The 22,997-nt window shown below is 71.1% G+C and carries 19 protein-coding genes; 4 read left to right on the top strand and 15 right to left on the bottom strand.

What is annotated here, in order from left to right; genetic code table 11:
* Window positions 1-62: 62 nt before the first annotated feature.
* Both VFO26_RS13650 and VFO26_RS13645 read left to right on the top strand, forming a co-directional pair.
* On the top strand, window positions 63-1,529 hold the full coding sequence (locus VFO26_RS13650; RefSeq protein ID WP_325115578.1) for a hypothetical protein: 1,467 nt from the start codon (window positions 63-65) through the stop codon (window positions 1,527-1,529).
* Window positions 1,526-2,467 (top strand): class I SAM-dependent methyltransferase, encoded by a 942-nt coding sequence (locus VFO26_RS13645; RefSeq protein ID WP_325115577.1) that lies wholly within the window; start codon window positions 1,526-1,528, stop codon window positions 2,465-2,467. The genes VFO26_RS13650 and VFO26_RS13645 overlap by 4 nt, the downstream gene beginning before the upstream one ends.
* A gap of 109 nt (window positions 2,468-2,576) precedes the next feature.
* On the opposite strand, the gene VFO26_RS13640 is transcribed toward VFO26_RS13645, so the two are convergent.
* Together VFO26_RS13640 and VFO26_RS13635 are read right to left on the bottom strand one after the other, a co-directional pair.
* A complete protein-coding gene (locus VFO26_RS13640) occupies window positions 2,577-3,533 on the bottom strand; it encodes a glycosyltransferase family 2 protein (RefSeq protein ID WP_325115576.1) in 957 nt (318 codons plus the stop codon).
* A 168-nt stretch (window positions 3,534-3,701) separates the two neighbouring features.
* Window positions 3,702-4,811, bottom strand: coding sequence for an N-acetylneuraminate synthase family protein (locus VFO26_RS13635; RefSeq protein ID WP_325115575.1), 1,110 nt, complete (start codon window positions 4,809-4,811; stop codon window positions 3,702-3,704).
* A 133-nt stretch (window positions 4,812-4,944) separates the two neighbouring features.
* On the opposite strand from VFO26_RS13635, the gene VFO26_RS13630 reads away from it, so the two are divergent.
* Window positions 4,945-5,637: a glycosyltransferase family 2 protein gene (locus VFO26_RS13630; protein WP_325115574.1), complete on the top strand. Its 693-nt coding sequence runs from the start codon at window positions 4,945-4,947 to the stop codon at window positions 5,635-5,637.
* A gap of 72 nt (window positions 5,638-5,709) precedes the next feature.
* On the opposite strand, the gene VFO26_RS13625 is transcribed toward VFO26_RS13630, so the two are convergent.
* From VFO26_RS13625 to VFO26_RS13595, 7 genes are read right to left on the bottom strand one after another with little or no spacing between them, the layout of a single operon-like run.
* Window positions 5,710-6,720, bottom strand: a complete 1,011-nt coding sequence (locus VFO26_RS13625; protein WP_325115573.1) for a glycosyltransferase family 4 protein — start codon at window positions 6,718-6,720, stop codon at window positions 5,710-5,712.
* A complete protein-coding gene (locus tag VFO26_RS13620; RefSeq protein ID WP_325115572.1) occupies window positions 6,717-8,084 on the bottom strand; it encodes an O-antigen ligase family protein in 1,368 nt (455 codons plus the stop codon). Before VFO26_RS13620 ends, VFO26_RS13625 begins: the two co-directional genes overlap by 4 nt.
* A 19-nt stretch (window positions 8,085-8,103) precedes the next feature.
* Window positions 8,104-8,472 (bottom strand): hypothetical protein, encoded by a 369-nt coding sequence (locus VFO26_RS13615; RefSeq protein ID WP_325115571.1) that lies wholly within the window; start codon window positions 8,470-8,472, stop codon window positions 8,104-8,106.
* Entirely contained in the window at window positions 8,469-9,842 is a 1,374-nt protein-coding gene (locus VFO26_RS13610; RefSeq protein ID WP_325115570.1) for a hypothetical protein, read from the bottom strand. The genes VFO26_RS13615 and VFO26_RS13610 overlap by 4 nt, the downstream gene beginning before the upstream one ends.
* Window positions 9,839-10,249 (bottom strand): hypothetical protein, encoded by a 411-nt coding sequence (locus tag VFO26_RS13605; RefSeq protein ID WP_325115569.1) that lies wholly within the window; start codon window positions 10,247-10,249, stop codon window positions 9,839-9,841. Before VFO26_RS13605 ends, VFO26_RS13610 begins: the two co-directional genes overlap by 4 nt.
* Before the next feature lie 41 nt (window positions 10,250-10,290).
* Window positions 10,291-11,553 carry a glycosyltransferase family 4 protein gene (locus VFO26_RS13600; protein WP_325115568.1) on the bottom strand — a complete coding sequence of 421 codons (1,263 nt, stop codon included), beginning with the start codon at window positions 11,551-11,553 and terminating at the stop codon, window positions 10,291-10,293.
* A 38-nt stretch (window positions 11,554-11,591) separates the two neighbouring features.
* The gene (locus tag VFO26_RS13595) at window positions 11,592-13,268 is read right to left on the bottom strand and encodes a hypothetical protein (protein ID WP_325115567.1); all 1,677 of its coding nucleotides are present in this window, start codon (window positions 13,266-13,268) and stop codon (window positions 11,592-11,594) included.
* A 543-nt stretch (window positions 13,269-13,811) separates the two neighbouring features.
* On the opposite strand from VFO26_RS13595, the gene VFO26_RS13590 reads away from it, so the two are divergent.
* Window positions 13,812-15,647 carry a glycoside hydrolase family 99-like domain-containing protein gene (locus VFO26_RS13590; protein ID WP_325115566.1) on the top strand — a complete coding sequence of 612 codons (1,836 nt, stop codon included), beginning with the start codon at window positions 13,812-13,814 and terminating at the stop codon, window positions 15,645-15,647.
* Here the strand turns inward: VFO26_RS13590 and VFO26_RS13585 are convergent.
* The 6 genes from VFO26_RS13585 to VFO26_RS13560 form a co-directional block, all read right to left on the bottom strand.
* Window positions 15,629-17,551, bottom strand: a complete 1,923-nt coding sequence (locus VFO26_RS13585) for a DUF6541 family protein (protein ID WP_325115565.1) — start codon at window positions 17,549-17,551, stop codon at window positions 15,629-15,631. The genes VFO26_RS13590 and VFO26_RS13585 overlap by 19 nt on opposite strands.
* Before the next feature lie 148 nt (window positions 17,552-17,699).
* Window positions 17,700-18,596 carry a glycosyltransferase family 2 protein gene (locus tag VFO26_RS13580; protein WP_325115564.1) on the bottom strand — a complete coding sequence of 299 codons (897 nt, stop codon included), beginning with the start codon at window positions 18,594-18,596 and terminating at the stop codon, window positions 17,700-17,702.
* A complete protein-coding gene (locus tag VFO26_RS13575; protein ID WP_325115563.1) occupies window positions 18,589-19,560 on the bottom strand; it encodes a lysylphosphatidylglycerol synthase transmembrane domain-containing protein in 972 nt (323 codons plus the stop codon). The genes VFO26_RS13580 and VFO26_RS13575 overlap by 8 nt, the downstream gene beginning before the upstream one ends.
* Entirely contained in the window at window positions 19,557-20,681 is a 1,125-nt protein-coding gene (locus VFO26_RS13570; protein ID WP_325115562.1) for a DegT/DnrJ/EryC1/StrS family aminotransferase, read from the bottom strand. The genes VFO26_RS13575 and VFO26_RS13570 overlap by 4 nt, the downstream gene beginning before the upstream one ends.
* Window positions 20,665-21,921 (bottom strand): ATP-grasp domain-containing protein, encoded by a 1,257-nt coding sequence (locus VFO26_RS13565; RefSeq protein ID WP_325115561.1) that lies wholly within the window; start codon window positions 21,919-21,921, stop codon window positions 20,665-20,667. Before VFO26_RS13565 ends, VFO26_RS13570 begins: the two co-directional genes overlap by 17 nt.
* Window positions 21,879-22,886 (bottom strand): dTDP-glucose 4,6-dehydratase, encoded by a 1,008-nt coding sequence (locus tag VFO26_RS13560; protein WP_325115560.1) that lies wholly within the window; start codon window positions 22,884-22,886, stop codon window positions 21,879-21,881. Before VFO26_RS13560 ends, VFO26_RS13565 begins: the two co-directional genes overlap by 43 nt.
* Between the last annotated feature and the right edge of the window lie 111 nt (window positions 22,887-22,997).

Genomic DNA, 22,997 nt, shown 5'->3' with positions numbered 1-22,997 from the left:
TTCTCATGCACGCGACGGCAGCATCCGTCAGGTCCGAGCGGTTGTGCTGGTAGAACCCGCCGATGCGCGTCCGCATCGGGCTCCTCGCCTGCCTCGCGATCGTCGGGCTCGTCGTCTTCGGGGCGATCGAGCCCCGCTTCCACCATCCGTTCCCGTCGATGGTCGACGACTGGAGCGCGATCGCGAACGCGCCGGAACAGCTGCGCGAGGTGCTACGACTCGGCAATCCCGAGGAGCAGCGTTACCGCCCGGGGTTCATCGCCTGGAACGCGCTGCAGTGGCACACCCTTGGAGCCCCGGAGGCGTTCGCCGGCCCGCAGCTGTGGGGCGTGCTGCGCGTCGCCGTCCTCGTACTGGGCGTGACGCTGCTCGGGCTGCTCCTGATCGAGTCGGGGCTGCGGAGAATCGCAGGGCTCGATCCCGCGTGGCTGCTCGTCCTCGGCGTGCCGCTCGCGGTGATCACGGCGCCGTCGCTCGCGATCGACCTCGCCCGCTACGGCCCGCAGGAGCCGCTGCTGGTCGGGTGCATGTCCCTCGGGGCGGTGCTGCTCGTGCGCACGTTCGACGAGCTGCTGGCGACACTGCCGGTGCAGCCCTGGGTCGTCGCGGCGGCGGCCGGCGGGGTCGCGCTCTGGGCGTTCGGCGTCCTGCAAAAGGAGACGTCGGCGTGCGTCCTGTTGCTCGCCCCCTTCCTGTGGCCCACTGTCCGCCGGCAGCGCGAGCGCTGGTCCGGGCTCGACGGCGGGCGGCGCGCCGCGATCGGGGTCGTGGTCGGCGCGATGCTGCTGCCGTTCGTCCCGATCGTTGCTCGGACGGTCGAGCTCGCGCTCGCTGACGAGCGGGTCTACGAGGACGCCGCGGCCGCGAAGGGCTTCGTCGACAGGCTCTCGGATCAGCTCTCGCGCGCTGGTGAGGTGCTCCACTCTCCGCTGCCGATGATCCTGTTGGCCGCCGCGGTCGTCGTGCTCGCAATCAGGACGTTCCGGCTCGGCGCGGACTGGATCTCGACTGGCCTGCTCGTCGTCGCGCTGGCGTTCCTCCTGTTCGCGGCCGAGGCGGGAGTCGTCGCGAGCCGGTACTACCTCCCGTCGATCGCACTCGGCGCCTTTGCGCTCGCGCGGAGCGTCGTCCCGCTCGGCTCGGCCGCCGTGGTGGCGACGGGCGTCGTCCTCGTCGCAGGCGGGATGTGGCAGGCCTGGGAAGGCCACGGCTGGGTCGAATGGTGGGTGGACGGGGAACGGGCCCAGGAAATCCTGGTGCGGGAGGCCGCGGCCCGCGCTGCCGGCGGCTGCGAGGTCGGCGTCATCGGCCTCAACGTCGAGCTGGTCAAGGCGCTCCCTGTCCTGATGCCGCTCGCGGACGAGCCTCCTCGCAACTGCGCCGCCGAGGAGCGGTACCTGGTCGTGATCGACCCGGGCGGCCCCGGGACCGAGACGCCGCCGGACGATCCTGTTCTCTCCGCGTGCGCTCCAGAGGCGGAGCCCGCGTGGAGCTCCAATGTCGGCAAGATCCTCCGCTGCACGGCATGAGGACGTCACCCCAGGCGCGAACGGCCACGGGCGCAGTCCAGACGACGTGCAACCTCTGCGGCGCGGCCGTGCGGAGCGCGGCGAGCCTGCTCTTCGAGAAAGACGACCACGTGATCGTCCGCTGCCCGGTCTGCGGGCTCGTCTTCCGCGGCACGCTGCCGACCCGAGACGAGCTCGAGGACATCTACGGCCCCGCGTACTTCGGCGGCAGCGGCGGGCTCGAGGGCCGAGAGGGATACCTGGACTACGTCGCCGACGCGGACGTCCACCGGGCCAACGCACGGCGACGCCTGCAGCGCCTCGAGGACGTCACGGTGCCGGGGAGGCTGCTCGACGTCGGCTGCGCGGCCGGGTTCTTCGTCGACGAGGCCACGCGCCGCGGGTGGGAGGCCTGTGGCGTCGACGTGTCGCGCGCAATGATCCAGTGGGGTCGGCGCCACATCGCCGCGGAGCTCCGTGTCGGGACGCTGCGCGACGTTCCCATCGACCCGGAGGTGTCGTGCGTGACGATGTGGGACTACATCGAGCATGCGCTCGACCCGCGCGGCGATCTCGAGCATGCGTTCGCGCGTCTTCGTCCCGGCGGCGTCCTCGCGTTGTCGACAGGGGATGCCGGCTCGGCCCTCGCGCGGGCCTCGCTGGCGCGCTGGCACCTCATGACGCCCCGCCACCACAACTTCTTCTTCAGCCGCAGGACGATCACGCGCCTGCTCGAGTCGGTGGGCTTCGAGGTGCTCGCCGTCGGCCATCCGGCTGCGGTCTTCCCACTCCGATACCTCGCCCACAAGGCGTGCCTCACGGTGGACGTCTCGCTTCTCGACGCACTCGCCAGACGGCTGGCGCGGTCTCGGTTCGGCGCTCTGACTGTGCCGTTCAACCTCCTGGACGTGATGACCGTCCTCGCGCGCCGTCCTACGATGTCGGCTCGTGCAGGGTGAGGCGGCTCGCGACCTGCTCGCCGGCTCCGTGCTGCTGAGGCACCTGCCGTGTGCTGCTTCTCCGCCCTCGTCGGGATCATGCGCCTCGGCCGCTGAGCGGGCGGCGTGCTCACCCCGGGGCCGCCTCGTCGAACCCGTGCGCGGCGCGGACGACGTACAGCGGACGCTGCTTGACCTCATCCGAGATCCGTCCCACGTACTCACCGATGATCCCGAGCACGATCAGCTGTACCCCGCCGACGAACCCGACGAGGATCATCACCGAGGTCCAGCCCGGCACGACTTCAAGCCCCGCGAGCTTCGAGACGACGGCCGAGATGCCGAACAGGATCGACGCGGCCGAGACGAGGAACCCGAGGTTGAGGGCGAGCCGGAGCGGACGGTCGGAGAAGCTCACGATCGCGTCCGTCGCAAGCCGCAGCATGTGGCCGAAGGTGTACTTGCTGCGACCGGCCGCCCGCGGCGGGCTCGAGTACGGGACGCCGTCCTGGTCGAAGCCGACCCAGCTGAACATCCCGCGCAGATAGCGGTTCGACTCGCGCATCGAGCGCACCGCGTCGAGCGCCCGGCGATCGACGAGCCGGAAGTCGCCTGCGCTTGCCGGGACGTGGATGTCCGTGAGCCTCGTCAACGCGCGGTAGAAGACGCGGGCGGTCACGTCCTTCATGTGGGACTCTCCCTGCCGCTCGACCATCACGCCGTAGACGACCTCTGCGCCGGCGCGCCAGCGCTCGACGAGCTCGGCGATCACCTCGGGAGGATGCTGCAGATCGCCGTCCATCGTGACGACCGCGTCGCCTGCCGCGACGTCGAGCCCGGCGGAGAGCGCAATCTGGTGGCCGAACGTCCGCGAGAGGCGCACGACCTTGAACCTCGTGTCCGCCTCGCGTAGCTCGAGTGCCCTTGGATAGGTCGCGTCGTCGCTCCCGTCGTCGACGAGGATCACCTCCCAGCGAGCGGTGAGCCGGTCGAGAGCGTCCCGCAGGCGCTCGGACAGCGGCCCGACGTTGGCCTCCTCGTCCTTCAGCGGCACGACGACGGAGAGCAGGAAGTCGACTGCGCCCATCGCGGACGAGCCTACTCCGGCTCCGCGACGGCGCCGGGTGGGTCACCTCCCGCGGGCGCCAACCGGGTCGCAGAGCTCGTGCAGGCGGGGGAGTCCGCAATTCCATCGAGCACGCGGGGCGAACAGCGCGAACGCCGGGCCAGTGTGCTCGGACGCTTCTGGGTGTCGTTACTCGATCGAGGAGGCGGCGCGAGAGCCCGCGGGCAGCCGGCCTTTCTCCGCGGCCGCGCAGCCGACATCGTCGGCCCTGAGGGTCTCCTCCTCCACCAGCGGGCGCACGAGCGGCCTGCCGAGCAGCTCGTCGAGTGCGTACGGCGGTAACCCGCTGTCCGCGGGCGACTTGGCGACGAGGTCGCCCGCCGCGAGGACGTGCCCGGCGGGAAGGTCACGTGACGCGACGAGCTTCTTCCCCATCTTCTCGAGCGGCTTCTCCTCGCTCGGGAGCGGTCGCTTGACCCCATCGCCGATCGCGGCCGGGACGCGCCTGAGGTCGCGAACGAGCTTCCGCATCCCTTCGGGCATCAGCGAGAACGCATGATCGGTGCCCTTCGCGGTGTGGCTCAGCGTGAAGTGCTTCTCGATCACCCGGGCGCCCAGCATGTAGGCGACCAGCGCCATCGCGATCCCGTCCTGATGGTCCGAGAGGCCGACGACGACGTCCGGGTAGCGCTCCCGGAACGTGGTGATCACGCCCAGCTCGAGCTCCTCGACCGAGGCGGGATAGGCGGCGGTGCACTGCAGCAGGCAGAGCTTCGAATTGGTCGGCAGGACGGTGTCCAGGGCCCGGTCGACGTCCTCCAGGGTCGCGCCGCCCGTCGAGAGGACCAGCGGCTTGCCGAACGCGGCGACGTGGCGGAGGAGCGGCGTGTTCCGGAGATCGCCGGACGCGATCTTGTACGCGGGCAGGTCGAGCTCCTCCAGGAGGTCGGCGCTCGTCTCGTCGAAGGCGGTGGCGAAAAAGACGAGCTCGAGCTCGGCGGCGTAGTCACGGAGCTCCAGGTAGGCGTCGCGGCCGAGCTCCAGCGCCTCGCGGTGCTCGCCGTACGTTGCGCCGAAGCTGTTCTCGTTGTCGTACGGGCTGTCGTACAGCTCCCGCGTGAAGAGCCGCCGGTTGTCGCGCTTCTGCAGCTTCACGGCATCGGCGCCTGCGTCCTTCGCCGCGCGGAAGAGCTCCTTGGCCTTGTCGAGGTCTCCCTGATGGTTGTGGCCGATCTCGGCGATCACGAAGCAGCCCGTGTCGTCGCCGATCGTCCTGCCCCCGATGACGAGCTCGCGCACGGCGGGGATCGTACCCCCCGTCCCGACCGTTCCCGCGACGCCGTCGACACCTCTGCGCCGGGGTCGGGGCGCGCCTGCAGTGTCTTCCGTCACGCCCCAGGCGCGACGTGCCGATAGGGGTAGGGTGCCGCGGATGCCCCACTCCCTCTCGATCCTGATGCCCGTCTTCAACGAGCTCACGACGGTCGAGCGCGCCATCGACGATGCGCTGACGGCTGAGCTTCCTGTCGAGTCCCGCCAGCTCGTCGTGGTCGACGACGGGTCTACGGACGGCACGCGGGACCTCCTCCGGGGAAGAGACTGGCCGGAGAACGTGACGCTCGTCATGCACGACCGGAATCGCGGGAAGGGGGCAGCCCTCCAGACGGCCCTTCAGCACGCGACCGGCGAGCTCTCGGCGATCCTCGACGCCGACCTCGAGTACCGGGCGGCCGACCTCGGACCTCTCCTGAAGCCCCTGCTCGACGGCGACGCGCACGTCGTGTTCGGCACACGCTCGTGGGCGAGCCACTCCGCGTTCAGCTTCTGGTACGTGATGGGCAACAAGGCGGTCACGTTTGCGACGAACCTGATCTACAACTGCTGGATCTCGGACGTCATGACGTGCCACAAGGCGATGAGCACGGAGCTCTTCCGCTCGCTGCGCCTCCGCGAGCGCGGCTTCGGGATCGAGCCGGAGATCACGGCGCGCGTGCTTCTTGCGGGAGAGCGGATCTACGAGGTGCCGATCACCTACGCGGCCCGCTCGCGCGAGGAGGGCAAGAAGCTGACGGCCTTCGACGGCCTGCGTGTGCTGAAGACGCTCGCGCGCTGCCGGCTCCGCTGACCGGCGCGAGGCGAGTCGAAAATCCTGGCTCGCGTCGGCGCGCCGCTCCTCGCCCACGAGTCGTCCGTGACCTCACGACTGCGTCAGCCGCTCGTACAACTCCACCTGCGTCCAGGCAGCCGTCTCGAAGGAGAAGCGGCGTCGGGCGCTTGCGGCCGCATTCGCCCCGAGCCGACTGCGCAGCTCTGCATCGTCCAGGAGCGACTCGATCGCCGAACGAAGTGCGCGGGGATTGCAGGGCGGCACGAGTAGCCCGTTCATCCCGTCCTCGACGGCGTCGACGAGACCGCCGACCGCCGTCGCCACCACGGGCCGCCCGTACGCCATCGCCTCGCGCGCGACAATGCCGTAGCCCTCGCGGCGCGACGGGACGACGACCACCGCCGCCCGCCCGTAGTACGGGCCGAGCTCGTGCGGCGGGACGAAGCCGACCGCCTGCGGGAAGAGGGAGCGCAGCGGGCCGTCGCCGACGACGACGAGCGGCAGGCCCTTTGCGGCCTCCGCCAGCTCTCGGACGCCCTTCTCCTCCGACAGCCGCCCGACGTAGAGCGCATGGGGCGGCTCCTCGGGCTCTCCGACCGTCTCCGGGATCGCGACCCCGGCCGGGATCACCTGGACGTCGTATGCCCCCAACGCGCCGGCGTCCTCCGCGAGCGCGGTCGATGCGACCACCACGACGCGGGCGCGTCGTACCAGCCACCGCGCGAGCGGCCTCGCACGTCGCGCGAGCGCGACGTCCGAGCCCCACAGCTGGAGCACGAGCGGCTTGCCGGTCGCAAGAGCGGGGAGCGCGGAGGGCAGCCAGTGCGCGTGGACGACGTCGGCGTCGCGCGCCGCCCGTCGCGCCGCGGCGGCGAAGGACGCGAGGAACAACGGCAGCGCAAGCGCCTTCCACGGCGAGCGGCGCAGGTTGTTGACGATCCCGTCGCCGTACGCGATCCCGTAGTGGCGGAAGCTCGCGGGCGAGACGACCCGAATCTCCACCCCCGCGGCCCGCACCGCTTCGACCGCGTCGCGCACGAAGGTCCCGGCGACGTCGTCCGCGTCGCGCGGATACGACGTCGTCAGGACGACGACCCTCACCGGCGTTCGGCGAGGTCGTGCGCGAGCGCGGCCGGCGCGGCGATCATGAGCAGCGCGAGCACGTAGAAGTAGTAGAAGGACATCGTCAGGTAGAAGACGTTCGAGACCATCGTGGAGACGAGCGCGGCGGTCAGCCCCCAGCCGAGCGGGCGGATCCGCGCTGCGAGCGGATCGCCCGCCGCGGCGAGCGAGCGGCCGATGCGACGGGTCAGCCCGGCCCGCCGGAAGAGGTACACGATGAACGCTGCGAAGAGGAGCGTCCCCACCAGGCCGTACTCGACGAACGAGGCGACGTAGAAGGAGTGCGGCCCGAAGTTTGTCTTCCCTGTCTGGAACTCGTAGTAGACCGAGAACGTGTTCAGACCGAGACCGAACAGCGGGTTCTGGGCGAGGACGTCGGGAATGAACGAGTAGACGATGAAGTGCGTGTCAGCGCTCCGTCCCTCGGTCGAGAGACGCGAGTTGAGCACCTCCGTGAAGAACTGGGCGCGCTGCGCCACGAACACGGCCAGCCCCGCCAGCAGGACGCCGAGCGGGATGAGGAACTGCGGCCGGAGCAGCACGCGGCGGTAGGGAACAGCGAGCACGAGGAAGCCGCACCCGAGGCCGAGCAGGCCGCTGCGCGAGAGGGTCGCGAGGTCGACGATCGTGAGGAACACGAGCAGGAGAGCGAGAGGGACGCGGAGCCGATGGCCGCGCTCGAGGCGGAGGTAGATGGGCAAGAGAAGCAGGATCCCGGCCGCAACCTCGATCCCGAGGTGGTTCGGGTCTCCCGTGAGCGCGTTGACCCTGTAGACGAACGAGCCCTCGATCGCGCCGAAGATGTTGATCTGGCTGGCGCCGCCGGTGATCGGCTGCAGCCACGCTTCGTCGAGGTTCGCGCCGCTCGTCTCGGCGACGGCAAGCTGTGCGAGCCCGTACGCGCCGTTCGCCGCCAGCCCACCGACGAAGGCGGCGAGCGTGAGCCAGTAGAAGCGGAGACCGCGCCGCGCGATCAGCGCCACACCCGCGATCAGGAAGAGGAAGTGGAGGAGGAACTTGATCATCCCCTTCGTCCACTGCGCGAGCGACTCGGACGTCTCGAGGTTGAACCAGCCGACCAGGTAGACGAGCAGGAACGCGACGAAGAACGCGAGCGTCACGGCAGCCGCCCGGGCGAACCGCCCGTCGAATCGCTCCACCCGGTAGACGACGAACGCGATGATGAAGAAGAAGGTGACGACGTCCGAGAAGGACATCGTCCCCGCGACCTCCCACTGGAGCTTCGCGAACGTGACGGTGAACACGGTCGCGAAGAACAGCCCCTCGACGAAGGGCGCGCGCTCGGCCACGGCGCGCGGGCGGTCGAGGGCGATCGCGGTCATCGTCGCGGCATCGTAGGCGTCAGGAGGGCTCGACCTCGAGCCAGGCTTCGAGGCCTGCCCCGCGCGCCTCGGCGACCGAGCTCGACCCCTGCTCGTACGACGTGATCCCGTCGTAGAGCACCTTCCAGCGCCCGCACCCGTCGCCGCGCACCTCGGCGTCGACGTAGCCGACACCCTGGACGCGCGAGAGCAGGCGCTCGGCCTCAGTGGTCGTGGCGCGCCGGCCGAAGACGAGGTCGAGCTCTCCGGTCTCGCCGGGCGACGCCAGCTTCACGCAGTCTTCCGGCGAGGGAAAGCGCGCGCCGTCAGCGGCGACGACGAGTGGATAGCCGAGCAGTGGGACGGCGACGATCGCGGCCGCCGCGACACGTGCCCCGGAGCGCGTCACGTCTCGCGCTCCCGGTTCCCGGTCCAGGCCGACGCGACGAGCAGGGGCATCGCTGCTGCGGCGAGCACGACGATCGCGCCGGTGTACCGCACGATCGGGTTGAGCGCCTCGTTCTCGGTGATCGGGAGGTCCCGGTACGAGTACGTGACCCACGCGCCCCCGAAGAACACCAGGATGGTCAGCACGGCGAAGAACGCGGCGAGGCGCCGGTCGCCCCACGCAAGGCCGATCGCGAGGGCGATCACGAGGACGAAGGGGACCACCGACCAGAGGCTGGTGTCGAAGAGGACGTTCCACGAGAGCCGGAGCGAGTCGAGCGCCCGCTCGAATGCAGCGCCTGCCCCGAGGCTCGGGGGCGCCTCCCCGGCGATGTCGTGCGACCGGTACCAGAGCCGCCATGGGACAGCGGCCGCGATCACGACCGCTGCCACCGAGGCGAGCGCGGGCCACGCGACGCGCTTCCGCGACCAGCTCGCCGCGAAGGCGACCACGAGTGCGAGCCCCACGTAGAGCAGGCCCTCACGCTTCGTCAGCGTCGCCCCGGCGAAGAGCACCGCAACGGCCGCGAGGCGCCAGCCGCGCCAGTCGCGAAGGGACAGCGCCAGCAAGAGGGCGCCGAGGACGAAGAGCACGTCCACGAGCACGTCCGCCTGCGGGGTCATGAGCCGCTCACCGAAGCGCGGGACGACCAGTACGAGCAGGATCGACGGCCACAACGCCCAGGCAGGGGCATGGCGGTACAGACAGCCCGCGATCGCGACGACGGCTCCCGTGACGAGGAACCAGAACTGGAGGTGGAAGGTGACCGTGTCGGCGCTCCCCATTGCATGGAAGGCGGCCGCGTCGACGATCGGGACGAGCGGCGGGTACGTCGGCCCGGCACTCGTCGTGAACACCTGCTCGTCGAGCCCGCCGAAGAAGTAGATCGCCTTCGCCTTCGGCACCCAGAAGGCCCACGCGTCGAACGCCTGCAGGCTCTGGAGGCGGGCCGAGCGGAAGAACGCCTCGAGCAGGAGGCCGACCAGAGCGACACCCGACGCGGTGACGAGCAGGGAGGCGGTCGAGGTTGGCCCGAGCCCGGCAAAGCCGCGGGGACGGGAGCGGCCGAGGCGGACGCCCACCAGGCACGCCGCCACGGTCCCTCCCACCAGCGTGAGGATGACGCCCCACCCTCCGAACGGGAGACCGAGGACGAGGAACTGCGTCCACACAGTTCCGAAGGCCGCCACGCCGAGCAGGTACCCGAGGCCGCCGAGCCGGAGGGCGTCCGACCACCGGGCGAACCCACGAACCGCCCAGAGGAAGGACGCGCCCATCACCGCGAACCCCACGTTCAACGCCACGAGACCTGTAATCGCACGGATGGTCATCGCGGAAGGCTCAGGATCGCCAGGCCGTCCTCGCCCTCCCAGACGGCCTCCGCCTCCGGGAATGCCGCGCGGTCGCAGGCGAAGCAGAGGATCCACGGTGCGTTCGGCGCCGCCCGGCGCGGGAGGAGGTAGTAACGCGCGTACGTCTCGGCGAACGTCGCGGTGAGGTCGGTCCAACCCTCCTGTCGCTCCCCGACGGCAACCGCGAACGTCCCGTCGAGGGGGATCCGCCCCCGTGCCTCGATCATGAGCCCCTGGTCGGGCACGACCGAGTTGCCGCCGCCGAGCTCGCGGTCGCTCAGGTCGAGCGACGCGTTCGCGCGCGCTGTCTCGTTCGCATCGTGGAACGTGTCGGGGTAGCGGACGACGATCGCGACGAGAACCACTCCGAGCCAGTAGGCAATCACCAGCCCCCGGATCCCGGCCGCGCGCAACAGCCGACGTGCAGCTAGGTCGTCCGTCGGACGAGGGTATCGCGCAGGACGGCCGCCATCTCCTCGACGCGCGTCCTGCGTGACAGCCGGTCGCGCCACTCCGGCGTCAGCTCGACGTCGGGGAGCCCGCCGTCGCGCCAGCGGGCATGGAGCTCTCCGAGCGCTGCGCGGATCGCGGTGGGATCGTCGGGGGCCGCGACGACGCCGGCGCCCGTCTCGCGAATCAGCTCCGCAGCAGCCCCGTCCGGCGGCACAGCGGCGAGGATCGGGCGGCCGACTGCCATGTACTCGAAGACCTTCCCGGAGAGGACGCCCTTGCCGCGGCCCCCTGCCTCCGGGATCAGCAGGAGGAGCGCTTCCGAATCGCGCTGCAGCGCGAGCGAGTCGGCGCGCGGCGCGTACGGGAGGAGCTCCAGGCGGTCGCCGAGGCCGAGCCCCTCCGCCCACTCGCGGTCGCCCTCCCTGAAGTCGCCGAGGAACCGAGAGACGACGTCGAGTCCCGAGTCGTGGAGCGCCTGTAGGAACGGCCGCGGATCGCGCCGCCCGAAGAAGCTCCCGGTGTGCGTGATCCGGAACCGCTCCGACGGATGGTGCTCGAGGCCCGCGACGTCGTCGAAGTCGGCGCCGTTCGGGATCGTCACCACGGGGCCCTTCGGCTCGAGCGCGCGTGTCTCCGCGCTGATCGCCTCCGAGACGCACGTGATCGCATCGGCCCGCGACGCGACCAGCCTCGCGACCTGCTGGTGGAGGGAGGCTTTCGCCCTCGTCGCCGGCGTGTCGGCCCGTCGGTGCGCGTGGGAGACGAGCGAGTCGCGGAGGTCGGCTACCCAGCGGCCGCCGGTCGCGCGGGCGATCGCCGCGGCGATCAGGTGTGTCGACCCGGGCGGGGAGGTGGAGACGACGACGTCGATCCCGTGCTCGCGCACGAGCCTGATCCCGGCGGGAATCGCGGTGATCGCCCAGGTCGCGTTCTCGTCGGGCACGACGAGCCGTCTGAGCTGGAGCCGCGCGCGGGTCATCGCGCGCTCGAGACCCTGCGTGCCGACGAGCACCTCGGAGGGCTTCCCGCCGCTCACGCCGACGTAGCGGGCGCGGTGCACCCAGGCCTGGGACGGCATCCGGAGCCCCGCGTCGCGGTGCAGCCAGCGCGGGTCATCCGGGGCTAGGACGTGAGTCTCGATGCCCATGGCGGGCAGGTACTGGGCCAGCTTGAGCGGCCGCTGCACCCCGCCGCCGCCAGCGGGCGGGAAGTAGAAGCTGATGATCAGGGCTTTCATCGCGCGGGCGATCGTAGTGCGGATCGGGGGGCCGGCCGTCAGCGCGGGGAAGCGAGGGGCGGCTTGGACACGGGCGCGTCGACGGTGCCTGCATCCTCCGGCCGCCGCGCGCGACGCCCGCGCGCCCAGAGAACGGAGGCCGCGCAAAGGATCAGGGTGGCGACGAGCAGCGACCAGCGCGGCCGCGCCGTCATCTGAGGCGTGGCGAGCACGAGCGCGGGCAGCATCGGTAGCAGGGCGACAACCCCACGGCTTCGAGCAAGGTGCAGCCCGATGGCCAGCGTCACGCCGAGGACCACCACTGCGACGTCGCCCTCGAACGTGCCGTGCTCCTCGTCCGCAGGCAGGAGCTGCGGAGCGACGATCACGACGAGCAGCCAGGCACCGAGCGCCCCCGTGAGCAGTGGCCATTCCGCCCGCATCGCCGGCCGGAGCGGCAGTCGCGCCAGCGCAACGGCGCACGCTGCTGCGACGAGAGCGGCGAAGAGCGCCGCGCCGAGCCAGGGAGCATCCAGCCCGGCTCGCCCCACGACCGTCTCCACGATCTCGGAGCGCCCTAGCCGGCCGAGCCAGGTCCCGATCCCGTACTCGACGCCGGTCAGCGGCCCGGCGAGCGTGGCGAGAGCCATGACGGCGACAGAGGCGACGCCGACTCCCGCCACGACGAGCGGCCTCGTGCGCAACAGGAGCGCCAGCGGGAGGACGAGGAAGGGCAGCGCCGGCACGAGGAAGCGTGGCCCCGGGCTCTGGCCGCCGAAGGGGAGGTAGTAGGCCGCATTGTAGGCGAGGAAGAGGAACGGAACTGCGGCACAGACCGCTCCCTCCGCCCGCCGGCCGGTACGCCAGAGAAGCGGCAACCCGGCCGCAGCCGCGATCGCCAGCGGCGTCACGATCAGCAGGCCCTTCTCGGACACGAGCAACGAGAGGGCCGCGCGCGGGTCGGGGAATCCGACCCCGTAGAACCCTTCGTCGTTCGCCCCGACGACGGGCGCCCCCGAACCCGCCGGTTCCTTCAGGGCGTTCGTGTAGCCCAGCGTCAGCGGCGAGCCGAAAGCCCACGTGTTGTAGGCGAGGAGCGGGACGAGCCCGGCGAGCACGCCGCCGCAATACGTCGCCCCACGCCGCAGTCGTCGGACTCCCGACGCCGCGTAGAGCGCGAGTACGACCGTCACGATCGCAAGCGGGAACTCGACCACCGCCGCAAGGCCGGCGAGCACACCGGCCGCGGCGAGCCACCAGGGGGGCGAGCCCCTCTCACGCGCGACGAGCAGGACGACGAACGCCGCGAAGCCGAGAGCCGCCGACAGCACATGATCGAAGAAGAGCGTCGAGAACGGAAGCAGGAGCGTCCCGGCTCCGAGCAGCACCGCCGCGGGGAGGCCGTAGCCGGGCACGACGCGTTCCGCTGCTACGAGCATGAGGAGGAGCAGGGCAAGCATCGGCAGCACTGCGCCGAACAGGCCCAGCTCCCAGACGCGATCCCGGTAATTCTCCGCGGTCGAGCGCGGCGCGTCCTGGAGGCCGAACGCCCTGAGCGCCCCGTACCACGGCAGCGTGAACATCGCGAGCCCTGGTGCCTTGGCGGCGTAGTAGCGACCGTCCACGTACGACGCGTCGATCGTCTCGGAAGGATCGATCTCGGCCGTCCCGGACGCCAGCGACCGTACGAGTGCGAAGTGCGCTGCCTGGTTGGGCCCGCTGTCCTGGACGACCACGGCGCAGGCGAGAGCAAGAACCGCGAGAGCGATTGACGCGCGCGCCGACACGGCTATTCGGCGAGGGAGCTTCCCACGGCCCGTGAATGTACTCCCCGTTGCCCGAGACTGGCGGCTACCCTGTGGCCGATCTACGGCCTGGAGCGGGCGGGACCAACGTTGTCGAATCCTCACGAAATGGGCAGTCTGCCGCTCTCATCCGACGGTGGCGCGCAGGCCGCGGCGGGACGACAAGTCGCACCGTCGGCGCCCTCGAGCGACGAGCTCGCCGGCCTTCGGAGCGAGCTCGAGGCTTGCACTCGAGAGCTCCAGGTGGTCAGGGGGCAACTCGAGGCGACGCATGGCTCGCTGTCGTGGAGACTCACGGCGCCGCTACGAGACGCCAAGACGGTGCTCGCCCGCTTGGCTCGAGCGCGGCGTCGCGCCACACCCGACAGGCACTCGGCCGTTTCCCGGTCCCCTGCTCCTGACTGGACGCATGACGATCCACCCGTGCCGCTCCTTCAGTCGCCGCCCAGGCTCCCCCGAACGAGCGTACAGACCGTGGCCTTCTACCTTCCACAGTTTCATCCCATCCCAGAGAACGACATCTGGTGGGGACGCGGGTTTACGGAATGGACGAACGTCACTCGAGCCCGACCACTTTTCACGGGCCACTACCAGCCGCGACTGCCGGGTGAGCTCGGGTTCTACGACCTGCGAGTCATCGACAACCAACGGCGTCAGGTGGAGCTCGCGAGGCTCTACGGCGTGGACGCATTCTGCTTCTACGCATACTGGTTCGGAGGCCGGCGCCTCCTCGAGGCTCCTCTCCATCAGTACGCGAGTCGGCCCGAGCTCGACCTTCCGTTCTGCATCTGCTGGGCGAACCAGAACTGGACCCGTCGTTGGGACGGGAGCGACTCGACCGTCTTGATGGCCCAGTCGCACAGTCCCGAGGACGACATCGCATTCATCGAGCACTACTCGCGATATCTCCTCGATCCCCTGTACCTACGGATCGGCGGTCGCCCGCTGCTCCTGGTCTACCGCCCCGAGCACCTGCCGGATCCGCCTGCCACGGCCGAGCGCTGGAGGACGTGGCTCGACGAGGTCCACAAGACAGAGCTCTTTCTTGCCTACGTCCAGGGGGTGGACGATGTCCACCCCGATACCTTCGGATTCGACGGTGCGGTGGAGTTCCCGCCCCTCCGCCCGCGCGGCAGGCCTCTTCCCCGCGAGGTCACGTCCGAGCTCGACCCCACGTCGACCGATGTTCGTGCCCGGGTCTACGACTGGCGCGACCTCGCCGCCGACAGCCTCGACTATGCACCACCCGGGTACCGTCTCTTCAGAGGGGTGTGCCCATCGTGGGACAACACCGCGCGACGGGGGAGCTCCGCGTCCATCCTCTGGCACAGCTCACCTGTCGAGTTTCAGAACTGGCTGCTGCGAGCGCTCGAGGAGACGGAGGGACGGCTTCACGGGGACGAGCGACTCGTGTTCGTCAATGCCTGGAACGAGTGGGCAGAGGGCTGTTATCTCGAGCCCGACCTGCGGTTCGGTTACGCGTATCTCGAGGCGCATCGTCTGGCAACGGTACGGGCTGGGCTCCGCCGTATCGACCCGACCGAGGAACTGCAGCTCGGGATTGCGCTGCACGTGTCCTCTCCCGACCTCCTGACCGAGATCCAGGGCCGACTCGAGGCGCATCCGGGTATCCCGGTCGTGGTGACAGCCGTGCCAGAGCACGTCCCGGCGATTGCGGCATCGCTCCACGGGTCCACCACTGTCGAGGTCGTATCGGCCGAGAGCTGGGGAGGTGCCTCAAGGGCGTTTCTCCAGGTCGTTCCGCATCTCGAGTCGGTGGGCTGCGACCTGGTCCTCAAGCTCCAGACCTGCGCATCATCAGACCCGGACGACGGTGACGTCTGGCGGGACGTCCTGGACGCGCTCCTCGCGCCGGAAACCATCTCGCAGGCTCTGACCGCGTTCGCGGATGACCCGTCGCTGGGCATGGTGGGTGCCCCGGGCGATCGCCGTACGACAATCGCCCACCTCCGGGGCAACGCGCAGCGGTTGAGGGCGTTCGCGCACCGCATCGGCATCGAGACGCTGCGTCCGGACCACTCGTTCTTCGCGGGGGCGATGTTCTATGCACGCATCGACGCGCTCGCACCGTTGAGAGCGATCCAAGTCGAGCGAAGCGACTATGAGCTGGGGGTTGGGCAGAGCGGCGCAGTGCTCGCCGACGGCCTGGCGCAGTGGTTCCCTCTTTCCGCGGAGGCTGCCGGCTTTCGAGTCGCCGACACACGTCAGCTCGTGGTCGCCCACTCGACCTTACGCCCGCCGACCAGCGCTCGCCCACCGGGCCCTCACGCTCACTCGTCGAGCCGGTAGAGCACCCACTGCGCGTCGCGGTGGACGACCGGGAGCTCCGGTGTCACATCGGGCCACCGCTCGCGGTCGACGACGATCCAGCTGGCACCACACCTACGTGCCGGGGTGACGACGTCACCGGCGCGGGCGAACCTCAGGAACTCGCGCGCGCGCTCGCGCGGGCGGTTGTCGACCGTGTCGGCGACATGGCTGATCGGGTTGACGCACACGCGCACGGGCGCGTACGCGCCGAGCCGGTAGCTCGCCTGGGGGTCGGCGTAGACCACCGCTCCCGTCGGGACGTGCTCCCGGACAGCCGCGAGCAGGCCGTCCGAGAGCGGGTTCGGGAGGCGCGCGTCCGACGGAGACCAGTTCGTGAAGCCGTGCACGTACGTCGGCAGCAGCACGAGCGCGGAGGCGAGCGCCGCGGTGCGCTCGAGCGGCGGACGGCGCCGGAAGCCGACCACCAGCGCGACCACGGCGCCCAGCACGCCGAACCCCGTGGCCCAGGCGGGCCCCCCGTCCTCGAGCGTGTAGCCGAAGTCGCCGGGGTGCAGCACCTGGAAGACGATCCCCGCGCCCAGCGCGAGGGGAAGAGAGAGCGGCCCGATCAGTCGCGCCAGCACCCCCATGCCGCCGGCGAGCGCGAACGCAAGCGGCACGAAGCCGGCGAGGCGGCGGGATTGCGAGAGCGAGACGACGTCCGAGAACGGCGTGAAGACCCACGGGATCAGGCAGACGGCGAACACCGCGAGCGAGCCGCCGACGACGTATGCCGCCCAGCGACGCCGGGCGGCCAGGCCCGCAAGGGGGATCAGCAACAACGCGGCGACAGCGACTGCGCCAGTCCGCGCGAAGAGCTCGGGCGTGACCGAGAAGAGGTCGACCGTCCCGTCGAGCTGACCCGCGTACTTCTCGAACCCGCGCTCCCGCTCGCGCGCGTCGGGGCTCACGGACGCGGTGTCGGCGATCACGGGGAGGAGCCACGCGAAGAAGAGGCCGGCCGGGACGACGAGCGCGGCGAGGGCGAGGCCTCCGGAGCGCGCGTCCCGGCGCTCCCAGAGCCAGCGCACGGCGAGGAACCCGGTGAAGGGGATCCAGAGGAACAGGGCGTACGTCGGATGCACGGCGGCGAGGGCGAGCGACGCAACCGCAGCCGACGCGAGCATCGCGGCGGTGGGTCGCCGCGTCGCCTCCACGGCGAGGGCGAGCGCGGCGGGCAGGAGGAGCTGGCGCGACGCGGTAGCGGGCAGCGCGAGAGCCGTGAAGGATCCCCCGGAGGCGGGAGCCATGGCGACGATCGCCACGCCCGCTGCGGCCGAGGCGGCCGCCGGCACGACGCGCCGGAAGATCGCCCATCCGGCTTCGAACCCGAGCACCACGGCGAGCACCGCGAGCACGGTCGGGCCGTGCAGGACGACGTCGACCGGGTCGGCCCCCGAGACCTTCGCGACGAGCGCGAGAAAGCCGTGCCAGAGCGGGAAGGCATAACCCGGATGCAGCCCGCCGTCCGGGAACTCGTTCGCGCTCTCCAGCGAGAGGTCGTCGAACGCGAGGAGCTTCTGGACGCGAGCGAGGTGGAAGAAGCCGTCGCCGCCGACGTTCCCTGCGACGCGCCAGAGGAGGAGCCCGAGCAACGCGCCTGCGCCGACCACGCCAGCCCGCGCCGGAACGGTGCGCTCGGGGTGTCGCCGAAGGGCTGCGGGCAGGGCCGCGAGCCCCGCTACGAGCACGAGGACGAGCGTCAGCGTGAGGGAGGCCGAGACGAGGAACGTGACGGCGAGCGCGGCGAAGACGAGCGCAAGCGCCCAGGCGAGCGTCGCGGCGGCGCTGCGCAGGCCGAGGGCACGGGCGAGGATCGCCCCGGGCGCGAGCACCACGGCGAATCCGAAGACGAGCTGCGCGAGGAGCCAGATCGCGCTCATCGCAGCCCGGGGACTGACCCACAAGGGGTCCGTCCCCCGTGACCGTCGCTGGCGTCAGTCCCCTTGGGGGACAGACCACACGACCGCACCCCGTGAAGCTCACTGCGGTCAGCCCCCTGCGGGGACAGACCCCTCGGACCGCACGACGTCATCCGGCGAGCAACGCCTCGACGTCGCCGGAGCCGAGCCAGGCCGCGACCTCGCGGTAGAGGCGCGCCCGCTCACCGCGATGCAGCCGGCCGCGGACGACGAGCGACGCGTGGAGCAGCTTGCGCGCACGCTCGGCCTCGCCCGGTCGGCCGTGGAGGGAGAGATAGCGCAGGTGCCCGCGGACGTTCTCGCGGAACATGCGCCCGGCGTGGGCCGCGCCGCCGACGTGGACGCAGCGCGCGACGGGAGTGAACACGACGGACCAGCCCCGGTCGGCGGCGCGGCGCATCCAGTCGACCTCCTCGCTGAACAGGAAGTAGCTCTCGTCGAAGGGCCCGACCTCGTCGTACGCGGCCCTGCGCACGAGCATGCAGGCGCCCATCACCCACTCCACCTGGCGCTCGCTCGCGTGGTCGAACCCGGCCCCGTAGAAGGAGTTGAACGCGCGCGAGCCCGGCGCGAGCTTTCGCAGGTAGAGGTACTCCGTCGCGAGGCGCCAGAGCGTCGGGTAGCCGCGCACCGACCGCTGGAGCGTGCCGTCGGGGTTGAGCAGCCGCGGGCCGATCACCGCCGCGCGGGGATGTGCGTGGGCAACCGCGAGCAGGCGCGTGAGGGCGTCCTCGACGAGCCACGCGTCGGCATTCAGGACGAGCACGTGATCCGAATCGGTCTCCGCGATGCCCCGGTTCCAGCCGGCCGCGAGGCCGCGGTTCTCGTCCGCGACGACCCGGACGGACGGGAAGCGCTCGCGGACGAAGTCGGCCGTGCCGTCCGTGGAGCCGTTGTCGACCACCACGGTCTCGGTGCCCGCGACGCTTCGGAGGCACTGCTCGACCCAGGGGAGCGCGTCGTGCGTAACCACGACGCACGCGACGCGCGAGCGCCCGTCAGCCATGCTCCAGCCGCGGGCGAGAGCCGCCGCGGATTCCCTCCCAGAGCAGGATCCCGGCGCCCGGCAGCGCCAGCGCCGTCGTCACGAGGAAGAAGAGGAAGCCGGCGGCGAAGGCCTGATCCGCAGGGACGCCGACGTTGCCGAGGAAGCTGACGAAGAACGCCTCGCGCACGGCGATCCCGTTGAGCGTGAACGGGACAAGCAGGATCAGGAAGAACAGCGGCCCCATCACGTAGTAGATGCGCGGGCCGAGGTCGATCCCGACCGCCTTTCCCGCGGCCCAGATGGAGAGGATCCGCACGGCCTGGATCACGGTCGTGAACACGAACACCGCGACGAGCAGCCGGACGTGACCGCGGAAGTGGTGGATCCCGTCGTAGAGAGCGCGAAGCGGGCGCTCCACCCGCAGACGCTCGAGCAGCGGCCGCGACCGCGCGAGGAGGGGTTGAGCGGAGCGTGAGAAGAAGAGGAAGATCAGCACGAGCGTGCCCACCACGAACAGCCCCTCGAGCCACAGGTAGGCGCCCACGTCGTAGGTGCCGAGCGCGAGCAGGAACCCGATCGCACCGAGCAGGACGGTGCCGGCCCCGCCGAGGCCACGCTCGAGCAGGATGATCCCGGTCACGTCGCCGGTGCGGCCGGGATGCCTCCGGGCCGTCTCGTAGACCCGCATCGCGTCCCCGCCGATGGACGTCGGCAGCACCTGGCTCGCGGTGTACGAGACGAAGTACGCGCGGGTCAGCCAGAGGAAGCTGTCGTCCATCCGCTGCGCCCGCATCAGCCACTGCCAGCGAAGCGCCATCGGCAGAGCGGTGCCGATCATGATCCCCACCGACAGGGCGAACCACCACGGATCCGCATCGAGCAGCGTGTCGACGGTCTCGCGGATGTCGACCTTCCAGACGAGGTAGCCGAGCGCGAGCCCCGTCAGCAAGAGCGTGAGGACGATCCGGAGGGGCCGCTTCATGCCGTGAGGCGCACGTACACCCGGCGGATCGCGTCGACGGCGTCGAGGACGTCCTCGTCCGTGTGGGCGGGCGAGAGCGGCAGCGAGAGCACCTCCTCGCCCGCGCGCTCCGCGACGGGGAGCGGGGGCTGCGCGGGATAGCGCTCGCGGAACCACGTCAGCAGATGCACCGGGAGGAAGTGGATGCTCGTCGCGATGCGCTCCTGCGCCATCGCGCGCTGGTACTCGTCACGCGTGCCGCCCGCCCGGGCGGGATCGACCCGCACGACGTAGAGGTGGAGCGCGTGCGTGTCCCGTGCGTCGCGCGCGAGCGGCTCGATCCCCTCGAGGTCGGCGAGCCCCTCGTCGTACAGCGCGAACTGCCGCTCTCGGAGCTCGGCGTGATGCCCGAGCTTGTCGAGCTGGACGAGCGCGATCGCGGCGAGGACGTCCGAGAGGTTCGCCTTGAAGCCCCAGGTGAGCTGGTCGTAGCGCGAGCCGTCGCCGCGGCGCGTGAGGCGCATCGAGCGAATCCGGTCGGCGACGTCGCCTCGGTTGGTCGCGACGAGCCCTCCCTCGCCGGCGGTGAGGTTCTTGGTCGCGTAGAGCGAGAAGCAGCTCGCGTCGGAGAGGCCGCCGAGCTTGCGTCCCCGATAGCGGCCCTCGAGCGCATGCGCGGCGTCCTCGACGACCGGCAGGCCGAGCTCGTGGATCGCGTCGAGGTCGCACGGCTGGCCGGCGAGATGGACGGGCAGGATCGCCTTCGTCCGCTCGGTGACGACGTTCGCGACAAGCGAGGCGTCGAGGTTGAGGTCCCCCTCCCGCACGTCGCAGAAGACCGGCGTCGCGCCACAGTGCTCGATCACGTTCGCCGTCGCCGGCCAGGTGATGGGCGACGTGACCACCTCGTCGCCGGGGCCGATGTCGAGCGCCATCAGGGCGAGGTGCATGGCCGCCGTCCCGGAGCTCACGGCCAGCACGTGCTCGGCCTCGAGATATTCGGCGAGGCGGTCTTCGAGCAGCGCGGCGCGCGGGCCGGTCGTCAACCAACCCGAGCGGAGGGCCTCGGCGACGGCGGCGACCTCCTCGTCCCCGATCGCCGGCGGCTGGAAGCCGAGCGGGGTGCTACGACGCGTCCGCATCGATCCGGAAGCGTACGGCGTCCGCCGCACGACGACCCCGCTCGAGCGCCTCCTCGCGCCCGCCGCCCGTGGCGAGCACGGCACCCGCGCGGTCGACGCCCCGCCGGAAGGGCCCGAAGACGTGCCCGGGGCGACGGTAGACGCGCACCCACTCGACTCCCGGAAGGGCCTCGGCCTCGGCGACACCTTCGACCGCGACGAGCTCACCCTGCGGGGGCACGAGGAAGAGGATCGCGGCTCCATGGGGACCGACCCCGAAGGGGTCTGTCCTCCGTGACGCGTCCCCATGGCGATGCGTCGCCGGGGTCAGTCCCCCGACGGGGACAGACCCCACGGCAACCGATCCCAGTGCGAAGTCGACCGCGAGCCCGTTCAGGTCCACGCCTGTCGCAGCCCGGCAGAGCTCCGCGTCGTGGCCGCCCCCGAGCCGGGCGGCGACCTCGATCGTGACCGGTCCGTCGCGTCCGAGGCGGAGCTGCGTGTACGAGGGCCCTTCCCTGATCCCGAGCGCCTCCACCGCCGATCGCGCCACGTCGACGACGGGCTCCACGTCGTGGAGGGAGGGCCACACGTGCGCCAGCGCGACCCCGAAGGCGGGCGGGTCGGCGGTGAGCCGGTCGGTCACGGTGAGCGCGAGGAAGCGGCCCTCGACCGAGACGGCGTTGACCGTCACCTCTGGGCCCTGGACGTGCTCCTCGACGAGCAGCCCCCCGCCGCGTGACTCGGCGGCCGCGGTCCCGAGCGCCGCGTCGAGCTCCTCCCGCCGCTGCACGAGCGTGAGCCCGCGCTGGCCCTGCCGGTCGGGGGCCTTCACCACGCAGGGGAACGGAAGCGCGGGGTCGCGCGGGTCGAACGCGCGCGCGTGGGGGACACGGGCCGCGGCGAAGGCCTCTCGCTGCCTCGCCTTGGACGTGGCGAGCGACCCCGTGCGAGCGTCGATCGGATGGGCGAGGCCGATCCTCTCCGCGACCCGCGCCGCGATCCCGACCGGCCAGTCGGCCCCGGGGGAGACGATGCCGTCGACGTCACGGGCACGCGCCAGGCGATCGACCCCATCCTCGTCCTCCGACGAGAGCACGGCCCGCTCGTCCGCGAGGGCGAAGCCGGGCGCCTGCGGGTCGCGGTCGACCGCGATCACCTCCAGGTCGACGCGCGCCCGAGCGGCCTGGAGCAGGCCGAGCTGGGCGGGGCCGGCGCCTAGGACGAGGAGACGCCGACGCGCCCGAGGACGCCTCGCCACCAGGCCTCGTTGTCGCGATACCAGGCGACGGTTCGCTCGAGCCCCGCCTCGAAGCCGATCGAGGAGCGCCAGCCCGTCAGTCGCGCGAGCTTGTCGGTCGAGCCGATGTGGCGGTCGACCTGGCCGGGACGCTCGTCGACGTGCACCGTGCCGGCCGCGGATTCGCCGACTGCCTCCAGCACGAGCCCGGCGATCTGGGTGATGGAAATGTCGACGCCCGTCGCGACGTTCACGACCTCGCCCGCGACCTTGTCGAGCGGCGCCTCGATCAGGGCCTCGATCGCCGATGCGGTGTCGTCGACGTGCAGCCAGTCCCGGCTCGCGTGGCCGTCCCCGTGGATCGTCAGCGGCTCGCCCGCGAGCGCCTGCGTGACGAACCGCGGCACGACTTTCTCCGGGTGCTGGCGGGGCCCGTAGTTGTTGAACGGCCGCACGATCACGATCGGGAGGCCGTACGTGACCCAGTAGCTGTACGCGAGCCTGTCGCCTCCCGCCTTCGTCGCGGCGTACGGGCTGCGCGGGTTCAACGCGTGCTCCTCGTCCATCGGGTCGCGCTCGGCCGTGCCGTAGACCTCGCTCGAGGAGATCAGCAGGAACCGCTCGATGGGCGTCTCGCGGATCGCGTCGAGCAGGATCTGCGTTCCCTCGACATTCGTCGTCACGAACTCGGACGCGCCCTCGCGGATCGACTTCTCAACGTGCGACTCGGCGGCGGCGTTCACGATCACGTCGACTCCGCCCACGACGTCGCGCACGAGGTCGGCGTCGCGGATGTCGCCGTGGACGAACTCGAGCCGGGAGTGGCTCATCACGTCCGCGAGGTTCTCGAGGTTCCCTGCGTACGTGAGCGCGTCGAGCGAGACGACGTCGTGGGCCGTGTGCTCGAGCAGGTGGCGGATCAGGTTCGACGGGATGAACCCCGCGCCGCCGGTGACGAGCACCCGCCTTCGCGTGGGGGAATCCATGGTTCCCCCACGAGCCCCCTCCATCTCGCTCACGCATGGGTCGCTGCGTCGTTGGGCTCCCGCCGGGCCAAGCCCGGCTTCGCCCGCGGAACGGCCTCGCATCGGAGAGGG

The organism is Gaiella sp., from assembly GCF_035710885.1.
GTDB lineage: Bacteria > Actinomycetota > Thermoleophilia > Gaiellales > Gaiellaceae > Gaiella.
The sequence above is the reverse complement of the archived record's forward strand: the minus strand, read 5'-3'. Positions and strand labels throughout refer to the sequence as shown.

What these genes read in the sequence shown, in the direction of transcription:
- VFO26_RS13575 (WP_325115563.1), bottom strand. Translation starts at nt 19,560, where the DNA reads ATGAAGCGGCCCCTCCGGATCGTCCTCACGCTCTTGCTGACGGGGCTC.
- VFO26_RS13560 (WP_325115560.1), bottom strand. Translation starts at nt 22,886, where the DNA reads ATGGATTCCCCCACGCGAAGGCGGGTGCTCGTCACCGGCGGCGCGGGG.
- VFO26_RS13585 (WP_325115565.1), bottom strand. Translation starts at nt 17,551, where the DNA reads ATGAGCGCGATCTGGCTCCTCGCGCAGCTCGTCTTCGGATTCGCCGTG.
- VFO26_RS13600 (WP_325115568.1), bottom strand. Translation starts at nt 11,553, where the DNA reads ATGAAAGCCCTGATCATCAGCTTCTACTTCCCGCCCGCTGGCGGCGGC.
- VFO26_RS13640 (WP_325115576.1), bottom strand. Translation starts at nt 3,533, where the DNA reads ATGGGCGCAGTCGACTTCCTGCTCTCCGTCGTCGTGCCGCTGAAGGAC.
- VFO26_RS13610 (WP_325115570.1), bottom strand. Translation starts at nt 9,842, where the DNA reads ATGACCATCCGTGCGATTACAGGTCTCGTGGCGTTGAACGTGGGGTTC.
- VFO26_RS13570 (WP_325115562.1), bottom strand. Translation starts at nt 20,681, where the DNA reads ATGCGGACGCGTCGTAGCACCCCGCTCGGCTTCCAGCCGCCGGCGATC.
- VFO26_RS13650 (WP_325115578.1), top strand. Translation starts at nt 63, where the DNA reads ATGCGCGTCCGCATCGGGCTCCTCGCCTGCCTCGCGATCGTCGGGCTC.
- VFO26_RS13620 (WP_325115572.1), bottom strand. Translation starts at nt 8,084, where the DNA reads ATGACCGCGATCGCCCTCGACCGCCCGCGCGCCGTGGCCGAGCGCGCG.
- VFO26_RS13645 (WP_325115577.1), top strand. Translation starts at nt 1,526, where the DNA reads ATGAGGACGTCACCCCAGGCGCGAACGGCCACGGGCGCAGTCCAGACG.
- VFO26_RS13630 (WP_325115574.1), top strand. Translation starts at nt 4,945, where the DNA reads ATGCCCCACTCCCTCTCGATCCTGATGCCCGTCTTCAACGAGCTCACG.
- VFO26_RS13580 (WP_325115564.1), bottom strand. Translation starts at nt 18,596, where the DNA reads ATGGCTGACGGGCGCTCGCGCGTCGCGTGCGTCGTGGTTACGCACGAC.